Origin of the sequence: Streptomyces albospinus (assembly GCF_014648695.1) — a bacterium.
Lineage (GTDB): Bacteria > Actinomycetota > Actinomycetes > Streptomycetales > Streptomycetaceae > Streptomyces > Streptomyces albospinus.
In genome coordinates, this window is record NZ_BMRP01000007.1 from 181,423 (window position 1) to 198,293 (window position 16,871).

Annotated in this window: 17 protein-coding genes and 2 pseudogenes; 9 read left to right on the forward strand and 10 right to left on the reverse strand. The window is 70.7% G+C overall.

The annotated features are described in order from the left end of the window. Positions 1–68: 68 nt before the first annotated feature. Both IEZ17_RS12700 and IEZ17_RS12705 read right to left on the reverse strand, forming a co-directional pair. A pseudogene (locus IEZ17_RS12700) lies at positions 69–227 on the reverse strand (IS982 family transposase); the annotation flags it as partial. 133 nt (positions 228–360) lie between these two features. After that, on the reverse strand, positions 361–756 hold the full coding sequence (locus IEZ17_RS12705) for a hypothetical protein (RefSeq protein ID WP_229852200.1): 396 nt from the start codon (positions 754–756) through the stop codon (positions 361–363). A gap of 188 nt (positions 757–944) precedes the next feature. On the opposite strand from IEZ17_RS12705, the gene IEZ17_RS12710 reads away from it, so the two are divergent. From IEZ17_RS12710 to IEZ17_RS12735, 6 genes are all read left to right on the forward strand, one after another. Beyond that, on the forward strand, positions 945–2,876 hold the full coding sequence (locus IEZ17_RS12710; RefSeq protein ID WP_189299518.1) for an NACHT domain-containing protein: 1,932 nt from the start codon (positions 945–947) through the stop codon (positions 2,874–2,876). Positions 2,877–2,932: 56 nt separating this feature from the next. After that, on the forward strand, positions 2,933–3,847 hold the full coding sequence (locus IEZ17_RS12715; protein ID WP_189299520.1) for an IS982 family transposase: 915 nt from the start codon (positions 2,933–2,935) through the stop codon (positions 3,845–3,847). Positions 3,848–4,252: 405 nt separating this feature from the next. Continuing rightward, positions 4,253–5,635 (forward strand): MBL fold metallo-hydrolase, encoded by a 1,383-nt coding sequence (locus IEZ17_RS12720; protein ID WP_189299522.1) that lies wholly within the window; start codon positions 4,253–4,255, stop codon positions 5,633–5,635. Between the two features lie 201 nt (positions 5,636–5,836). Next, the gene (locus tag IEZ17_RS12725; RefSeq protein WP_189299524.1) at positions 5,837–6,421 is read left to right on the forward strand and encodes a rhodanese-like domain-containing protein; all 585 of its coding nucleotides are present in this window, start codon (positions 5,837–5,839) and stop codon (positions 6,419–6,421) included. Beyond that, positions 6,418–7,281: a sulfite exporter TauE/SafE family protein gene (locus IEZ17_RS12730; RefSeq protein ID WP_189299526.1), complete on the forward strand. Its 864-nt coding sequence runs from the start codon at positions 6,418–6,420 to the stop codon at positions 7,279–7,281. Before IEZ17_RS12725 ends, IEZ17_RS12730 begins: the two co-directional genes overlap by 4 nt. 60 nt (positions 7,282–7,341) lie before the next feature. Next, the gene (locus IEZ17_RS12735) at positions 7,342–7,611 is read left to right on the forward strand and encodes a metal-sensitive transcriptional regulator (RefSeq protein ID WP_189299528.1); all 270 of its coding nucleotides are present in this window, start codon (positions 7,342–7,344) and stop codon (positions 7,609–7,611) included. Between the two features lie 11 nt (positions 7,612–7,622). On the opposite strand, the gene IEZ17_RS12740 is transcribed toward IEZ17_RS12735, so the two are convergent. The 5 genes from IEZ17_RS12740 to IEZ17_RS12760 form a co-directional block, all read right to left on the reverse strand. Beyond that, entirely contained in the window at positions 7,623–8,645 is a 1,023-nt protein-coding gene (locus IEZ17_RS12740; protein WP_229852201.1) for a methyltransferase domain-containing protein, read from the reverse strand. Between the two features lie 109 nt (positions 8,646–8,754). Further along, the gene (locus IEZ17_RS12745) at positions 8,755–9,168 is read right to left on the reverse strand and encodes a lasso peptide biosynthesis B2 protein (RefSeq protein ID WP_189299697.1); all 414 of its coding nucleotides are present in this window, start codon (positions 9,166–9,168) and stop codon (positions 8,755–8,757) included. 5 nt (positions 9,169–9,173) lie between these two features. Further along, complete coding sequence (locus tag IEZ17_RS12750) at positions 9,174–9,470, reverse strand: PqqD family peptide modification chaperone (protein WP_189299532.1); 297 nt, start codon at positions 9,468–9,470, stop codon at positions 9,174–9,176. Beyond that, positions 9,454–11,295, reverse strand: coding sequence for an albusnodin/ikarugamycin family macrolactam cyclase (locus tag IEZ17_RS12755; RefSeq protein ID WP_189299534.1), 1,842 nt, complete (start codon positions 11,293–11,295; stop codon positions 9,454–9,456). Before IEZ17_RS12755 ends, IEZ17_RS12750 begins: the two co-directional genes overlap by 17 nt. A 158-nt stretch (positions 11,296–11,453) precedes the next feature. Then, on the reverse strand, positions 11,454–11,573 hold the full coding sequence (locus IEZ17_RS12760; protein WP_189299536.1) for a lasso RiPP family leader peptide-containing protein: 120 nt from the start codon (positions 11,571–11,573) through the stop codon (positions 11,454–11,456). Between the two features lie 144 nt (positions 11,574–11,717). Here IEZ17_RS12760 and IEZ17_RS12765 point away from each other — a divergent pair, with 144 nt between their 5' ends. The 3 genes and pseudogenes from IEZ17_RS12765 to IEZ17_RS12770 all read left to right on the forward strand — a co-directional run bounded on the left by IEZ17_RS12765 (position 11,718) and on the right by IEZ17_RS12770 (position 13,528). Continuing rightward, positions 11,718–12,992 (forward strand): helix-turn-helix domain-containing protein, encoded by a 1,275-nt coding sequence (locus tag IEZ17_RS12765; protein WP_229852203.1) that lies wholly within the window; start codon positions 11,718–11,720, stop codon positions 12,990–12,992. A gap of 7 nt (positions 12,993–12,999) precedes the next feature. Further along, a pseudogene (locus IEZ17_RS44430) lies at positions 13,000–13,118 on the forward strand (NUDIX hydrolase); the annotation flags it as partial. Beyond that, positions 13,115–13,528 (forward strand): NUDIX hydrolase, encoded by a 414-nt coding sequence (locus IEZ17_RS12770; protein ID WP_189299538.1) that lies wholly within the window; start codon positions 13,115–13,117, stop codon positions 13,526–13,528. The pseudogene IEZ17_RS44430 and the gene IEZ17_RS12770, both read left to right, overlap by 4 nt. Positions 13,529–13,762: 234 nt before the next feature. Here IEZ17_RS12770 and IEZ17_RS12775 read toward each other — a convergent pair whose 3' ends face one another. The 3 genes from IEZ17_RS12775 to IEZ17_RS12785 form a co-directional block, all read right to left on the reverse strand. Further along, on the reverse strand, positions 13,763–14,422 hold the full coding sequence (locus IEZ17_RS12775; protein WP_189299540.1) for a DUF4328 domain-containing protein: 660 nt from the start codon (positions 14,420–14,422) through the stop codon (positions 13,763–13,765). 260 nt (positions 14,423–14,682) lie between these two features. Then, positions 14,683–16,398: a relaxase/mobilization nuclease domain-containing protein gene (locus IEZ17_RS12780; RefSeq protein ID WP_189299542.1), complete on the reverse strand. Its 1,716-nt coding sequence runs from the start codon at positions 16,396–16,398 to the stop codon at positions 14,683–14,685. Then, a complete protein-coding gene (locus IEZ17_RS12785; protein ID WP_189299544.1) occupies positions 16,395–16,736 on the reverse strand; it encodes a plasmid mobilization relaxosome protein MobC in 342 nt (113 codons plus the stop codon). Before IEZ17_RS12785 ends, IEZ17_RS12780 begins: the two co-directional genes overlap by 4 nt. Between the last annotated feature and the right edge of the window lie 135 nt (positions 16,737–16,871).

The following is a 16,871-nucleotide window of genomic DNA, read 5'->3' on the forward strand; positions in this document are numbered from 1 at the left end:
CGGCGGGGCCGGACGGCGAACCGGATGCCGGCCGCCCCTCGGCTTCCTCTAGATGATTGATTCCAAGGTCAGTGGTCGTAGGCGGTCAGTGATCGCAGTGTTGGCTGGCCGGTCTTGTAGTTGTGCCAGATCGCCGCGGTCAGCGCGAGGATCCGTTGCAGGACGCGGACGATCACTCCGGCCGGTGTGCGGCCGCCGTGACGCTCAAGGTCCAGCTGGGCCTTGAATCGCCGCGCACCGCCGAGGCGACGCGTTCGCCGATCCTCGCGGCGAGCGGAGAAGTTGAGAACGTCAGCTATGACGTTCGGGAGAACCCAGCCGCAGGGAGCCGGGCCCTCGGTCACGCCTCCCGGCCGCCGGTCAGCCCTGCCTGCCCGGCGGGGTCTGGAAGTTGTTGACCCTCCCGGCCTGGATCGTCACACCGTTGAAGTCACCGCCGCTGATGGTGTTGATCACCACGTCGCCTTTGTCCCGCACCTGCTTCGCCCCTTCCTCCCAGGCCGACAGCTCACCGGCGAACTCCGGGTCCAGCGCCGCCCGCATCCCCAGCGCGATGCTCAGCTGCTGGGCCAGTGCCGGATCACCGGGCGCCTGCTCCAGCGCGACCAGCTCCGCCTCCCCGCTGCTCGCGGCCGGCAGGTGCGCGGGCCGCTGGAACGGCCGTCGCACCACCTTCAGGGCCCCCTGCAGTGCCTGCTTGCCTGCCTCGCCGCCGGCCCCGCCCGCGAACGCCGCGAGCAGTGCGGTCACCGTCATCGGATCCACCGTGCACCCTCCCTGTCGAGCCGTCGCCCCAACCCTACGGCTTCGGCGGCCGGACTGATGGGCCATCAGGCGAACCGGACCGCGTACCTGCCGTAAGGTGTCCGGTGCAGTCGACGGGACCGGATGGCCGGGGGAACGCCATGGAACCGAGAACGCAACGCCCGACCAAGGTGCACCGGGTGCGGACAAGGAGCCGGAGCATCCCCGGCGACACACCGACCACCCTCCAGGTCAACAACTGGTTCAGCGGCACGATCACCGGCGTCCTGATCCAGGCCGGCACCGTGTTCATCCGTCACCTGCCCGGGCCGCAGGACTGGGCAGCCGAACTCGCCCAGCAGGTGCTCCACCTGGAGGGCAGCGAGTGCCGCCGCCTGCTGGGGCACTCGCTGCAGCGCATCGACCTGAGCTACACGCTCGTCACCCAGCCGGGCCGGGCGGCCCGGAAGGCCGGCCCGGCCGGCCGGCAGCTGACCGAAGCGGCGGACACGCCGGGCATCGCCCAGTACTACCGCGAGCTCAACCCGCGCCGACTGGTCATCACCGGAGCTGGCGGCGCCGGGAAGACGGTGCTCGCGATGGAGCTGATGATCGCGCTGCTCCAGGACTGCGGGGCGGACGACCCCGTCCCGGTACGGATACCCCTCGCCGACTGGCCCAGCGGAGTCGGCCTCACCGACTTCCTGACCGACTACCTGCACAAGACCTACCGCTGGACCAAGCGGAAGGCGCGCCGCCTGGTCGGCGAGCAGCGCGTGCTGCCCGTCCTGGACGGTCTGGACGAGATGGATCCGCCGCTGGCGAACGGCAGACCCGATCCGGCCGCCCCCCGGGCCCGGGCGGCACTGCGCGCGATCAACGGCCTACACACCGGGTTCCAGCACGACGCGGTCATCCTCACCTGCCGCTCGGAGGCCTACGACGCGCTCGCACAAGGGCAGCACGACCCCGAGGCGCGCCGACTGCTCGACGCCGCCCGGATCGAGGTCGAGCCGATCGAGCGCGACACCGCCCTCGGCTACCTCACCGAGCGGGCCGCCGAGCAGGACCGTTGGCAGCCGCTGCTGAAGCGGCTGGCCGCGCAACCCCGCTCACCACTCGCCCAGTTGCTCTCCACTCCCTGGCGGCTCTGCCTGGTCGCGCGCAGCTACGCCACCGACGGCGACCCCGGCGAACTCACCCGGTTCCGCAACGCCGAGCAGCTCGACCGGCACCTGCTGAACCGGTACATCCCCGCGCTCCTGAAGCCGGACCCGGCGCTGCCGTCGGCCACCGCGCGCTACCACCCGGCGAACGTGCACCGCTGGCTCCACCAGCTCGCCCGGCACCTGGAGACCGCCGGCGGCGGCACCGAGTCCCGCGCCGTGCTGACCCTGCACGAGCTATGGCGGATGCGCCCCTGGCTCGCACTCCAGGTCCAGACGGTCGCCATCCTGCTGGTCGGCGCAATCTTCGGATTCCTCGCCCCGCTCCTGCCGTTGGACCACCCGGCCGACGCGGACCTGGTGTCCACGATGTGGGTGTGGGGGTTGCTCGGGCTCGGCTTCTCCCGTACACGGTTCGCCCGGCGCCCGCGCAGCCTGCGGCTCAGCATGACGGGCTGGACCTGGCCCGCGCTGGTCTTCGTGCTGCTGATGGCGGTCGGCGGCGCCGCATTCCTCCACCAGTTCTTCCCCGGCCACCTGCCACCGGTGTCGGCCGTCCTGATGCCGCTGTCCACGCTGGCGGCCGCGTCCTACGTTAACCCCTCTAAACCGGCCCGCTCCCCCCGCACCGTGCTACGTGAGGACCTGGTGGCCGGCGTGGTCGGCGGCTTGCTGACCGGAGTCGGCGCGCCGTTCGGCTTCGGCCACGACGCCCACGACATCGCGGTGCTCGCCGTCGCCGAGGGCGTGTTCATTACCCTGACCTTCACCGGCGGCCTGTACCAACTCCACCTGGCTTTCCTGTTGGCCTCCCGCCGACTGCTGCCGCTCCGGCTCGGCTCTTTCCTGGACTGGGCCACCGGGCTCGGCCTGCTCCGGCTGGCCGGCCCGGCCTATCAGTTCCGCCACCGCGAACTGCAAGCCTGGCTGGCGGCCAACCCGCACCCTCTCACGTCCGACGCATAGATGATTGTTCCGAGGGGTAGCTGCGCAGACAGCGCGAGGGTGTGCAGTCTCAGTGTGTGACGACCGAGATAGACACCCTCGCGACTGCGCTCTACGTGCAGACTGACGACCTGTTGAAGAGTTCGCCGCAACTGGCGCCGTGGCGCCCTCGGGTCGGCCTTGCGCCCAGGCTCACGGACGCCGAACTGGTCACTCTGGCGGTAATGCAGGCCCTCCTCGGGTACACGTCCGAGGCCCGCTGGCTGCGCTTCGCCCGTGCCCACCTGCGGCACGTGTTCCCCTACCTGCCGCAGCAGAGCGGCTGGAACAAGCGCCTTCGCCGAACGGCCGGGCTGATCCAGCACACCATCCGCGCACTCGCCCAGGACACCGCCCTGTGGACGGACGATGTCTGGCTCGTGGACTCCACCCCCGTTGAGTGCGGCCGTTCCCGCGAGACTGTCAAACGCTCCGACCTGGCCGGATGGGCCGAATACGGCTACTGCGCCAGCCACTCGCGGTTCTTCTGGGGCCTGCGCCTGCACCTGGTCTGCACTCTGCACGGCCTGCCGGTCGCCTTCGCACTGACCGGTGCCAAGGCCGTCGAACGCGAGGTCCTGCTCGACCTCCTCGCCGCCGAGCAGGACCTGGTCCGCAGGCGGCCCGACCAGATCCTGCTAGCGGACATGAACTACTACGGGCGCGCGTTCGAGCGCGAGCTGGCCGCCAGGGGCCTGCGGCTGCTGCGGCCGGCCCGCAAGGGCGAGCCCCCACGAGCCGGATCGGCGCTGTTCAAACCACTGCGGCAGCTGATCGAGTCGGTCAACCAGACCCTCAAGGCCCAGCTGGACCTTGAGCGTCACGGCGGCCGCACACCGGCCGGAGTGATCGTCCGCGTCCTGCAACGGATCCTCGCGCTGACCGCGGCGATCTGGCACAACTACAAGACCGGCCAGCCAACACTGCGATCACTGACCGCCTACGACCACTGACCTTGGAATCAATCATCTAGCCGTAACGGGCTGCCCGAGGCACACGGCCTCGGGCAGCCCACTCACGCTGCCCCGCGGGGTGCAGCCCTCGTCGAGGGCGACGAGGCCAACGAGCCGCCGCCGACGCGCATGGCCTCCCGAACCGCTTGCCGCTCCAGGTGGATACCCAGGGGGGTATTTGACAGTCGCGCCACAGGGGCGTTACGTTCGAAACCGAGATACCCGAGGGGGTATGTAGGGAATGGTGTACGGACCCGCTTCCGTGCTGCCCGCTACTCCTTCGCTCCTCCCGCCCCCGAAGTCGCGGCCTGTCGTCAACCGGCCACGACCTCACTCTGCCCGTTTTAATACCCCACCGGGTATATCAAGCCACTGTGTGGCTCCTGGATCGGAAGGTTGTTCACCGTGTTCTTCGCCCAGTACTACCTCGACTGCCTCTCCCAGGCGTCGTACATGATCGCCGACGAGTCCACCGGCAAGGCGGTGGTGATCGACCCACGCCGGGACATCTCCGAGTACCTGGCCGACGCCGAGGCCCGCGGCTTCACCGTCGAGGCCGTCATCAACACCCACTTCCATGCCGACTTCATCGCAGGTCACCTGGAGATGGCCGCCCGCACCGGCGCGTGGATCGGCTACGGGCAGCGCGCCGAGACCGAGTACCCGATCCGCAAGCTCGCCGACGGCGAGCGGATCAGCCTCGGCGACGTGACCCTCAAGATCATGGAGACCCCCGGCCACACCCCGGAGTCGATCAGCGTCCTGGTCTACGAACACGCCGCCGACGAGGTCCCCTACGGCGTACTGACCGGAGACGCGCTGTTCATCGGCGACGTCGGCCGCCCCGACCTGCTCGCCTCGGTGGGCGTCACGGCCGAGGAACTCGGCCGGATGCTCTACCGCAGCGTGCAGCACAAGCTGATGGGCCTGCCCGACGAGGTACGGGTCTTCCCCGCCCACGGCGCCGGCTCGGCCTGCGGCAAGAACCTCTCCACCGAGAAGCAGTCCACCATCGGCGCCCAGCGCGCCACCAACTACGCCTGCCGACCGATGAGCGAGGACGACTTCGTCGCCATCGTCGCCGCCGGACAGTCCGCCGCACCCGGCTACTTCGCCTACGACGCCACCCTCAACCGCCAGGAGCGCGACCTGTTCGACCCGGCTGCCGCGCCCCGGCCGCTGTCGGTGGCGGAGTTCGGCACCGAGCGTGTGGCCGGAGCGGTGGTGGTGGATGTCCGCAGCCCGCAGGAGTTCGGCACCGGTCACGTGCGCGGCGCGATCAACATCCCCGCCGACGGCCGCTTCGCCGAGCAGGCCGGCTCCGTGCTGACCCCCGAGAGCCGCATCGTGGTCGTCGCGCCGCAAAACCGCGAGGAGGAGATCACCACCCGCCTCGCCCGCATCGGCTTCGACCACGTGGTCGGCTACCTGCGCAGCCCCGACGACGCCCTGGCGGCGATGCCCGACGAGGTCGCCCCGGCCAGCCGCCTGACCGCCGACCAGCTGCGCACCGCCCTCGCCGGCGACCAGCCACCGGTGGTCGTCGACGTTCGCAACTGCTCGGAGCGCGCGGGCGGCTTCATCGACGGCTCGCTGCACATCGCGCTGGGCGAACTGCTCCGCCGCCTGGACGAGATCCCCACCGACCGCCCCCTGGTGCTGCACTGCGCCGGCGGGCACCGCTCGTCCATCGCCGCCAGCCTGCTGCGCCACCACGGCTTCCAGGACGTCTCCGACGTACTCGGCGGCTACGGCGCCTGGGCACCGCGCACCGAACCCGCCGCCTGACCACAGTCAAAGGCAACCGGGATCCGATGCGGAGGCCGCAGTCATCAGCCCTGCGCACCGACCCCGTCCCCTCCCGAGCCGCCGGTGTCCGGCAGGAGACTGCCCCCGCCGTCTCCGCCGGACACCCCTGCCCGGCCACACCCCCGCATATACCCGGGCGGGTATTCCTCCCGACCCGGCCGAACCGACACCGGAGCCCACATGACCACCGCAGCCCGCACCCCCGCCGTACTCGACGCCGCCGCTCTGAGAGAACTCGCCAAGGACGGCAGCGGCCCGCGTCTGCTGGACGTGCGCACTCCCGGCGAGTTCCACACCGTCCACATCCCCGGCGCCTACAACGTGCCCCTGGACACACTGCGCGAGCACCGCGCCGAGCTGCTCCACCACCTCGACGAGGACACCGTCCTGATATGCCGCTCCGGCGCCCGCGCCACCCAGGCCGAACAGGCGCTCTCCGAAGCCGGACTGCCCAACCTGCGCGTCCTTCAGGGCGGCATGGTCGCGTGGGAGACGGCCGGGGGCCCGGTGACCCGCGGGGCCGCGCGCTGGGAACTGGAGCGCCAGGTCCGGCTGGTCGCCGGTTCGATCGTGCTCGTCTCCGGGCTGGTCGGCCTCGCCGTGCCCGGCGTGGGCCTGATCGGCACGGCTGTCGGAGCCGGTCTCACCTTCGCAGCGGTCACCAACACCTGCGCGATGGGCATGCTGCTCGCCAAGCTCCCCTACAACCGCGGCCCGCGGACCGACATCACCTCGGTGATCGCCGCCCTCAGGAGCCGGCCGTGATCACTCTCACCCTCGCCGCCGCGCTCCTGATCGGGGTCCTCCTCGGGGTCCTGGGCGGTGGCGGATCCATGCTCACCGTCCCGATCCTGGTCTACCTGGCCGGCCAGGACACCAAGCAGGCGATCACCACCTCGCTGTTCGTCGTCGGCGTCACCAGTCTCGCGGGCCTGATCTCCCATGCCCGCGCCGGCCGGGTGCGCTGGCGCACCGGGACGCTCTTCGGCCTGGCGGGCATGGCCGGCGCCTACGCGGGCGGACGGGTGGCCGCGTACGTCCCGGACACCGTGCTGCTGGTCGCGTTCGCGCTGATGATGCTCGCCACGGCCGCCGCGATGCTCCGCAGCCCGCGCAAGGCACCCCGGCAGGCGCACGGCGAACTCCCGCTCCACCGCCTGCTGATACAGGGCCTCGTCGTCGGCGCGGTCACCGGCATCCTCGGCGCCGGGGGCGGCTTCCTCATCGTGCCCGCACTCGCGCTGCTGGCCGGCCTGCCGATGGGCATCGCGGTCGGCACCTCTCTGCTGGTCATCGCCATGAACTCGTTCGCCGGACTGGCCGGACACCTCTCCGGCCCGCACCTCGACTGGAGCCTGGCCCTCGCCGTCACCGCCGCCGCCGTCCTCGGCACCCTCATCGGCGGACGCTTCGCCGGACGCATCCCCCAACACACCCTGCGCACCGGCTTCGGCTGGTTCGTCATCGCCATGGGAATCTTCGTCCTCAGCCGGCAGATCGGCCCGGTCGTCCTGGCCTCGGTCCCTGCGATCGCGGCAATGCTGCTGCTCCAACGCAGGCGCGCACACCGCACCGAAAACCCGCCCAGGGCGATGGCGCCCACCTCAGAACCCAGCCGCCACTGACCCGACATATACCCGCTGGGGTATCCTGGAGAGCAGTCTGCACGAGCAAGGAGGAGTCCGGTGAAGGTGGAAGAAGAAGCGATGAGCGCGGTCCTCAACCGGCTGCGCCGCGCCCAGGGACAGCTCACAGGCGTCATCGCCATGATCGAAGCCGGCCGGGACTGCAAGGACGTTGTCACCCAGCTCGCCGCCGTCTCCCGGGCCCTCGACCGGGCCGGCTTCAAGATCGTGGCCAGCGGAATGCGCCAGTGCCTCAGCGCCGAGCAACAGTCCGACGCCGCCCCGATGACCGAGGCGGAACTTGAGAAGCTCTTCCTCGCCCTCGCCTGACCGAACGAGCTTTAGCGGGCCAGGCGGAGGTTCCAGCCGCTCAGGCCGGGCTCGTCGCGGCTTACGAGGGTGGGAGTGTACGCCTCGGGGGCCGGGCGGCCGGCGTCCTCCCAGGCGGTGAGCCAGTCGCGGAGGACGGACAGGGACGGGGAGTCGGGGGCGTCGGCGATGATGCTGCCGTCCTGCTGGAGGACGGCAGCCGTGGTGGGTGTGGAGTGACCGATGGCCCACAGGTCCGGGCTGATCCCGGCCATGGTCAGCTGCGGTTCGGCGAGGGATGCGGCGTAGGTCCGCCAGGACGGCCAGTCGACTTCCTCCCCGCTATACGGCTCGGTGTGCGGGTCCTTCAGTAGCCTCCCCAGTGCGGTGCGGGCGCCGGTGTGGAGGCGGTCGTCCTGCTCGCGCCAGGCGATGGAGATCCAGGACGGGGCGGGGACGCGGATTTCCCAGTCCACCCAGCGACCGGGCAGATCCAGGTCGGTCTTCGGGGAGGCGGTCGCCTCGATGTAGCCGCCGTTGAACACCTGCTCCACGGCCGGCTCGCCGCCGTGGATGCGGATCTTGGCGACCACGGTCATGTTGGGCACGGCCGCGATGGGCAGCGGCGCGACGATCAGCCCGCTGTCTGAGACCTGGTCCACCCACGCCTTGGGCAGCAGCGGCGGGGTGCACCAGGCCACCAGCCGGTCGTACGGGGCGCGTTCGGGGAAGCCGACGGTGCCATCGGCGGTGTGACAGCGCACGTTGTCGATTCCGCGTTCGTGGTGGATGAGGTTGGCCCACTTCACGAGGTAGGTGTCGATGTCGAGGCTGGTGACCGTGCCGGTGGAGCCGACGAGCTGGGCAAGGAGGGCACCGGAGTAGCCGGAGCCGGTGCCGAACTCCGCGATGTTCATGCCCGGTTGGACCTCCAGCGTGGTCAGCTCGCGATGGATGGCCTTGGGGTTGGAGCGGTGCGGAGTGGCTCCGCGGCCTTCGTGGTGGGTGTAGTGCTGCTCGGGCACCTTCTCGGCAGCAACGACGACGGTGGTCACGGAGTTCACTCCTTAGGGCACGGGGAAGGGGGACGCGTTCCTCAACTGCGATGAGAGAGCGGGGGACACGCGTCAACGGGGCGCCGTATTGACGTTCTCGTTGACGCGCTCAGATGACGAGCGCGGCGTAGTGGTGCCATCCGCCCTGGGTATATTCCCTGATCGGTCCCCTGTCGGGCAGTTCCGCCCAGGCGTGGTACTCGACCGGTGGCGGGGAGAAGCGGGCTCCGATGCACCAGGTGAGGCGCTGGCCGAGCAGGGCGGCTGCGAGCACGGCGCCGAGCGAGGTTTCCATGCAGGCGGCGCGTCCGGGCCACCATCGGGCGGTGTGCCGTACGGCGCCGACCAGCGCCTCGGCTCGTGCTGGGTCGAGCGGGCGTCGGCCGGCTCGGCTGGCGAGGCGGGCGGCGCGGACGGTGTAGCGGAAGGGCAGCCGCAGCAGGACGAGCGCCAGGGTGAGTCCCGCGGCTGCCGCGACACGCTCGACGGGGGTGCCGGTGCGGACGGTGGAGTACGCCTCCATGCTGGTCACCGCCACCACCTCCATCGGCGCCGCCGGGCCGGGCTCTGGCCGTCGTGGGCAAGGCCCTTGGCCATGAGGTTGCTCGCAACGGCGCGGATGTCGGTGGCGGCCTGCTCGGCGCCGATGCCGTACCGCTGGGCGAACCGGTCGGCCGCCTGCTGCTCGGTCGGGCAGGACAGCAGGAGCATCACGGCGGCGGCTGCGGTCGGGGTGAGCTGGGTCCAGCGTCCAGTGTGCTCGTCGAGGATGGCGCCGCCCTGGTCGGTGAGGATCGGGTGGGCACGTTCACGCAGCTGCCACATGAGGCTTTACCTCCTCCCACCATTGCTTGGGTGCGAAGGCCAGTTGCCGTAGCCAGACCTCGGCGGTGACCGCCAGGTGGAGGGCGCCCTGGGCGGTGGGCTGCCCGGCGGCGGCCCGCGCGAGCGCTGCGGCGACGGGGTATTCGGTGACGAGCCCCAGCGCGGCCAGCCTGGAGGAGGGTCCCAGCAGGTCCTTGAGGACTCGGGCGTGGTCGCGCAGGCCCGCGTAGGCGAGGGCGTTGAACCCGCCCTTCGTCGTCCGGGCCAGGACGAAGTCCGGCAGTACGCCGGCTTTGGTGAAGGCCGCTGCCAGCAGCGGCTTGTACTGTGCGGGCTCTCCGCGCCGGTCGGCGGGGACGGCGAGGCAGGCCCGGATCACCTCGTTGTCCAGGTACGGAGCGGCCAGCTCGATGCCGTGCTCGGCGAGCGCCAGCGTCCGCCAGCCAGCGGTGTTCGCGGCGACCCGGGCCAGGTCTTGGCGGTCGCTCCAGTCCGCCAGCCGAGCGGGGGCGTCGGTGAGATCTTCGGCGGCTTGGTCGAGGGCAGTGGCGAGGCGGCGACGTACGTCGGGGGCCATCCAGTCCGCCGAGGCAAGCAGCGGTGTCCAGGTGATCGGCCGCTGGGCTTGGGGGATCCAGTCCCGTGCGGGGCGGCGGAGTTCGGCAGCCGTCCGCATCCAGGACCCGGCAAGGTCCGTTCGGGCCGCGTCCTTGACGCGAGCCAGGACGGTGAAGGCGGAGGTATGCCGCAGCCGGGCGTGCACGACTGCGTGGCTGAGGGCACGGCGGTGCTGCCGTTCGCGCAGCAGGTCCGCGAGGTAGGAGGAGGGGGCGGACAGCACCGCGTCGCCAGCCGCTCCGGTGAAGTGCACCCCGGGCGCCCGGGTCTGCTCGGAGACGGTGCCGAGCACGGCCCGTTTGATGGAGGCGGTGACCACATAAGCGTTGGGTGCGTCGGTGACCGGCAGAGCCGTCAGGTCGCTGAGTCCGGCGTAGTACACCGCGTCGGCGGTCCCGGGCACTGTGCGGTGCACCAGGCCCGGCACCGTGGCCACGGTGCGGTGTGCGTACGCGAGGTCATCGTCACGGAGGCGTTCGTCGGCGAATGTCACCGCGGTCACCGGGGCGTGCTGGGCGGCCAAGCACGCGAGGGTGGTGGAATCCAGACCCGCCAGGTCCGCGCTCACGGGCCGGTCGTCGATGCGGGAGGCGACTGCCTCGGCGAGCGCGGCCCGCACCGTCGGAGCCGCTTGCCGTAGCGCGACGGGCGGGTACGTGATCGGCTCGTAGCGCTCGACTGTGGCACCGTCGGGTCCGATCAGCAGCAGGTGCCCGCCTGGCACCCGCCGCACCGAGCGGAACAGGCTTCGGTCGGCGAACACGTCAGGCTGGCTGAAGCCCAGATGAGCGGCGAGCGCGGTCACATCCACCGGTGCCCCGTCCAGCGCTGCCAGCGCGGAAGCCGCGGTCGACCACCACGTTCCGGCCGCGTCGGTGCGGTAGTAGACCGGGTGCTGGCAGGCCAGGTCGCCGATCGCGGCCAGGGTCTGGCTGCTGCGGGCGACCACGAGGTAGGAGCCGGGCCAGCGGGTCAGCGCTCGCCACTTTTGTGCCTGCACCACGGGCAGTGCGTTCTCCAGTTGGTGGTCATCGGCGCCGCATTCGCCGATCACGGCCAGGGCCGCCGGGCCCTGGCCGACGGAACGCACCCGGGCCTTCGGCCACCCGGTGGTCCATGTCGATTCCAGGCCGGGCACAGCCCGGCCTCCCGCGGGCCGCCGGTCGTTGCCGGTGCTGCCGTACCATCCCGCGCTCCACCTCATCATCGCCCTCTCCTCGTCCGTGCGCGTATGTGTGCGACAAGGCGAAGGCGCCGGGCCGCCCGTCTCGTGCCAAGCACGAGAACGACGTTGGCCCGGCGCCTCCTTATGTGCCGGGGCCGGCCGTGGCGCTCAATTCCCTGCCCGGCCCCGGCAGTCCGCGGCTAGTGCTTGTATTCGGTGTCGTCGGCGGTGTCGAAGGGCTGGGTGCCCAGCGTCACCGTGACAACGTCGCCGGCATCCAGCACGACGGGCGCTTCGTAGACCTTGGTGGTGTCGTCCATGACGAATCCCTTCGCTCGCTGCCCGGCTCTCTCCGCCGGGCCACGACGAACAGTCAACGCGCAGACGCACAGCGTGGGCAGCTGCCACAATGTGGGCCAGCTGTAGGCCAGTTGTGAACCAGCACGACCAACGATCGGCCGGACATGACTATCGGGAAGCGCATCCGCGCGACACGCGAAGCATGGCGCCCCAGATGCAGCCAGCAACGGCTCGCAGACGAGCTGTCGGTGGCGCGCTGGGGGAAACCAGGGTTTCTCGACCGGCAGCAGGTCTACCGGTGGGAGACCGGACGACGGGTGCCCAAGGAGTGGCTGCCGTTCATCGAACAGGTACTGCACCTTGATCTGTCCGAGGACAATGAGGCCCAGTTCGCCGATACCGTGACCTCAGTCATGCGCTTGGGAGGCACCGACGTGGACCGACGGCAGTTCCTCGCGGCATCCGCTGCCGTTGGCCTGGCAGCCCTCGACCTACCCGATGCCGAGGCCGTAACCCGCCGTGCGAACCGCCCCGGCCCCGCCGGGGTCGGTATGGGTGAAGTCTCTGCGGTCCGCACGATGACCACAACGCTCGGCAACGCAGCTTCCGAGCTCGGTGGCGGGCACGCCCGGCACCTGGCCGTCCGATACCTGACCATGGACGTCAAACGCTGGCTGGACGGCCGCTACACCGAGAAGGTCGGCCGCGAACTGTTCGCCGCCACCAGCGAACTGGTGCACCTGATCGGCTGGATGGCCCGCGACGAGGGCAACCAGGGGCTGAGCCAGCAGTACCACCTGCACAGCTTCAAGCTGGCCGCCGAGGCCGGCGAGAACGAGCTCGCCGCCACCGCCTTGCGCGGGCTCGCGGACCAGGCCATCGACCTGGGGCACATCCCCACCGCCGTCCGGCTCGCCGAAGCGTGCGAGCAACGCGGTCGCAAGCTGGCCAACCCCAAAGCGCTGGCGTACTACCGCAACACGTTCGCCCGCGCGTGTGCCGCCGACGGCGACCACACCACCGCCGCGAAGATGCTCACCTCCGCGCAGGTCGCGATCGAGCACGCCCCGGCCAGGCCCGGCCAATCGTGGGCCAGCCACTACAGCCACGGACGGTGGGCCCACGAATCCGGCATGATCCATGCCAAGCTCGGCGACCTCACCGCCGCCGAGGAACACCTGCACCTCGCCCTGGACATCCACGGTCTGGACCGGAAACGCACCCGGGCGATCGTGCTCGCCGACCTCGGCCACGTCCAGCTCAAACGCGGCAACACCGCTCAGGCCCTCGCCACTTGGAACGACTTCCTCAACTGCGCCGACGGCGTGCAGTCCGTCCGCATCAACGACGGGCTGACCAACATTGCCGCCCGCCTGCCCGGCATCCCCGACAGCCAGGCCGCCCAGGAGCTTGGCGAGCGTATCGCCGCCCGCGAGTAGGCCGCCTAACCGGTCCGCCGTCGAGAACGCCGACGTGATGTGGGTCCCCAGAAACGCGGTGCCCCGGCCCCCGCCCGCCGATACGATCCATCCACAGTGCTGGCCGTTCTGGAGGAGCAGACGTGACGCAGCCGACAGCCGATGAGCGACCGGGCATCGCAGCCGCGATCATCGTTCACGAGGGCTGTGTTCTGATGGTGCGGCGCCGGATCAGCGAGGGGAAGCTCTCCTGGCAGTTCCCGGCCGGCGAGGTCGAGTCCGGCGAATCCCGCGAGGATGCCGCCGTGCGGGAGACCAAGGAGGAGACCGGCCTGAACGTCTCCGCCGTCAAGCTGCTGGGCGAGCGCGTCCACCCGGCGACGGGCAGGCTGATGTCCTATACCGCCTGCGAGGTGGTGAGCGGGACCGCACACATCGCGGACACCGAGGAACTGGCAGAGCTTGCCTGGGTCGCCCACGACGAGATCCCCGAGTATGTCCCGTACGGGCTGTTCGGGCCGGTGCAGCAGTACCTGGATACAGCTCTCGCCGGCTAGCCACTTCGCGCACGAGTCGTTCGAAACACATGACGGGCCCGACCGGGGGAACCGGGCGGGCCCGTGTGCGATGCGCGGTCGGTGTCTTCAGCGACGCTGGCCGGCTGCGGTCCTCGCCGGGATCAGCGTCTCGGTGGCGTTCGCATACGCTCGACCGCGGTTGCTGTTCAGCTCGGCCCCGCGCTCGGGATCGGCTGGGGCGCCGGATCAGCTCCGTGCCGTAGGGCTCCCTCCCTACCGCCCTGCTGCATCCATGCGTTCCTGCTGCACTGCGGTGAGTGCCCGGACGACGAAGATGCCGGCCACGGCCGCACCTACGATGGCTGCGTCAGCCATCACCAGGAACTGCACGTTCGTGTAGGCACGCTTGATGATGTCGTCTGTGGAGCCGGTGTACATCAGCCCCACCCCGCTCAGCATCCCGGCCAGCCACAGCCCCCACCACCAGTTCACGGCGCGCGGCAGACGCTCTCCCGGGGCACTCTTCTGATGGACGTCCACGACGATTCCACGGGGCACCCACAGATTCATGACAGGCACGATCCAGCCCACGTAGACCCACGGCCAGGCGTAACGCGGCGCCTGTCCCGAAAGGGCACGCGCGTTGTCCCCCATGCGCAACAGCCACACGAGGAAGGCGGCCGCGCACAGCAGCGTGGCCGCACCGCCCAGGGCGCTGACAACGTGGTAGGCGTCCTCAAGCCCAGTCAGCGGACGGTGCTGGCCGCCACCCTGGTCTGGCGGCCCCGAAGGCGGCATCCCCACCAAGGCGAGCCGCACTTGCCACACGGCCTGGGCCGCCCAGGCGGCGCCGGCGAGGGTGAGGCCGGCGATCGCACAACGGGCCACTCCCCGGACCGGACGCAGAGCGGGCTGCTTGATGTCATCGTTCACCCGGTCATCCTGACCTACGGCAGGTCCCTGATGCCAGGCCGTGATCACTTCACCGGCGGCACCTGGGGCATGAACACGCTCCAGTCACCCGCCCCAGTCGGGCATGCCCTGGGTTCCGTACGGCTGCCACGCCACTCACCTAGGCACTGCATCCGTCTGTATGAGCCGCGTCGGCCGAAGGCAGGAAGGGGAGAGCCGACCGGTTCGGCTGGGGGATGCGCTGGAGTTGCTCGGTCCTGGCGGCGTAAGGGCGAATGTGATCACCGTCGCCGGGGGCGGTTCGCCTCCTGGTGGGCGACGGCGGATGCGGTGGCCACTGCAGCGGGCGCAGTCCGAGGTCGCTGCACCCGGGGCGCGGACGCAGGTTGGGTGATGTAGCCGAGGTGCTGCAGTCGCCAGACCAGGACGTCGCTGATCGAGTCGGCGCTGTCGAGTTCGCGTTGTGCGGCCGCTTTGGTGAGCAGGGCGACGGTGTCATGGCCGGCGCGTTCGGCCTGGTCGAGTACTGCGGCCAGGGCGTGCCAGCCTGGTTCGGCCTGGAGGCGGTCGGCGAGGTGGGGGAGGGCGGTGTGGACCGTGCTCGTTTGCCGTTGCCTGTCCGGGGCGGGAAGACGTTGGCCGTAGGCGCGCATGGCGGCCAACGGTGGTGCGGCGGTTGCCTGGTAGGCGGCGCGGAGGTGGTCGGCGGCGCGCTGTGCGGCCTCGGCCTGCTGGGCGTGGCTGCGTGCGGCGTGCCAGCGGGCGGCGGCGATGACGGCGAGGATCATGACGTCGAGGACCAGTGCTGTGGCGGCACCGTCTGGTCCGCGGCCGAGGGCGTTGCCGGAGTGGACGATCTGGTTGGCTGCGCGGCGCAGGGCGTACATCTCCGCGTCCTTGGCGCGGATGTGGGAGCGTGTGGCGCGCTCGAAGTACCTTGCAGCTTCTCGCAGTTCAGTCTGCGTGGCTCCGAGGGAGGTCTGGGCGAGGGCGTCGAGGACCTCGCCCATGCCGATCAGCTGGGCTGCCGCCGCGCCATCGTCGCCGGATGCCATCGTTCCCAGGGCCGAGTCGGTGGCCTCGGTGGCGAAGTGGCGGGCGCGGGCTGGTGCGGTGGTGCCGCTGCGTTCCAGGGCTGCGGGCGGCTCGGGCATGTCTGCGGTGGCCGTGAACCGTTTGCGGATGCGCGGCAGGGAGAGGTCAGGTGCGAGTTCGGATCCGGAGTACCAGATGGGTTCGTTGTCGCCGTTGCGGTCGCCGACCATGGCGACCTTGTAACCGAGTGCGTCGCCGGACGGTGCGAGGCGCTTGTTGATGCGGACGCCTTCGGCGGCGAGCCGGTCGAAAAACTCGGTCTCGTTCGTGGCGCCGGCCAGGGCGCGGCGGACGCGTTCGCGCAGCAGCTCGCGCGAGGCGTCTTCCTGGCCGAGGCGTTCGGCCTTGTGCCGCTCGGCCCTGGTGGGCCGCTTGGCGGCGGTGCCGTCTCCGGGCTTGACCCGGCGCAGTCCGTAGTCGACTTCGATGCTGCGGCATTCAGTTTGGGCGCGGCGGGCTTCGTTGTGGCGGCGGGGGCGGCGGCCGTCTTCGCGGACGAGGGTGGCGATGATGTGGATATGGTCGTCGGCGTGGCGTACGGCTGCCCATCGGCATGCGGTCTCGTCGCCGTCGGGGGCGATGCCGGTGGCGGCGACCATGCGGCGGGCGATGGTCACCCAGTCTTCGTCGGACAGGATGGGGTCTTCGGGGGCGGCGCGGACGGATAGGTGCCAGACGTGCTTGTCCGGGCGGCGGTGTTCCGGTAGGGCGTTGACGGGTTGGTCGAGGAGCTGCTGGAGCTGCTCGTAGGTGGCTTGGGGGTCGCGGCCGGGGTCCGGGGTCAGCGGGTCGTAGGCGGCGACCAGGTGCGGGTCGATGTGTTTCTCGTGGGTGCCCTTGCCGTAGAGGTAGCGGATCAGGCCGACCGTCTCGCTGCCGCGCTTGTGGATGCTGGGTATCACGCCGGGGCACCGCCATCGCGGTGGGCGAGCAGGGCGTCGACGGCGTCCTCCATGCGGCGGGCCGCGTTGTGGACCGCCTGTGCCGTGGCGTCGAGGTGGGGTGCGTCGGCGCCGGAGTTGAGAGCCTTGGCGACCTGGTTGAAGAGGCCGTGGATGCGGCCCAGGTGCCGGCGGGCGGCGAAGATCTCGTCGATGACTTCCCGTTCGGTGGCGATCTCGGCTGCGGTGCGATTCAGGTCGCGGGCTGCCTTGTCGACGGCGTAGGCGAGGAAGGCGGCGTTGGTCATCTTGCAGTGGGCGGCTGCGGCGGTGAAGCGCGCGTACTCGGGCTCGTTCATACGGCAGCTGGGTTGGTGCAGGCGCTTGAGCGGCTTCGGCTGACGGGCGCGCTGTCGCTTCGGCGAGAGGGTCTCGGCCTGCCGTTCTCCTCCAGGCTGCGGTCCGTCCTCGGCCGCAGCTTGCCGGTCCGGTGC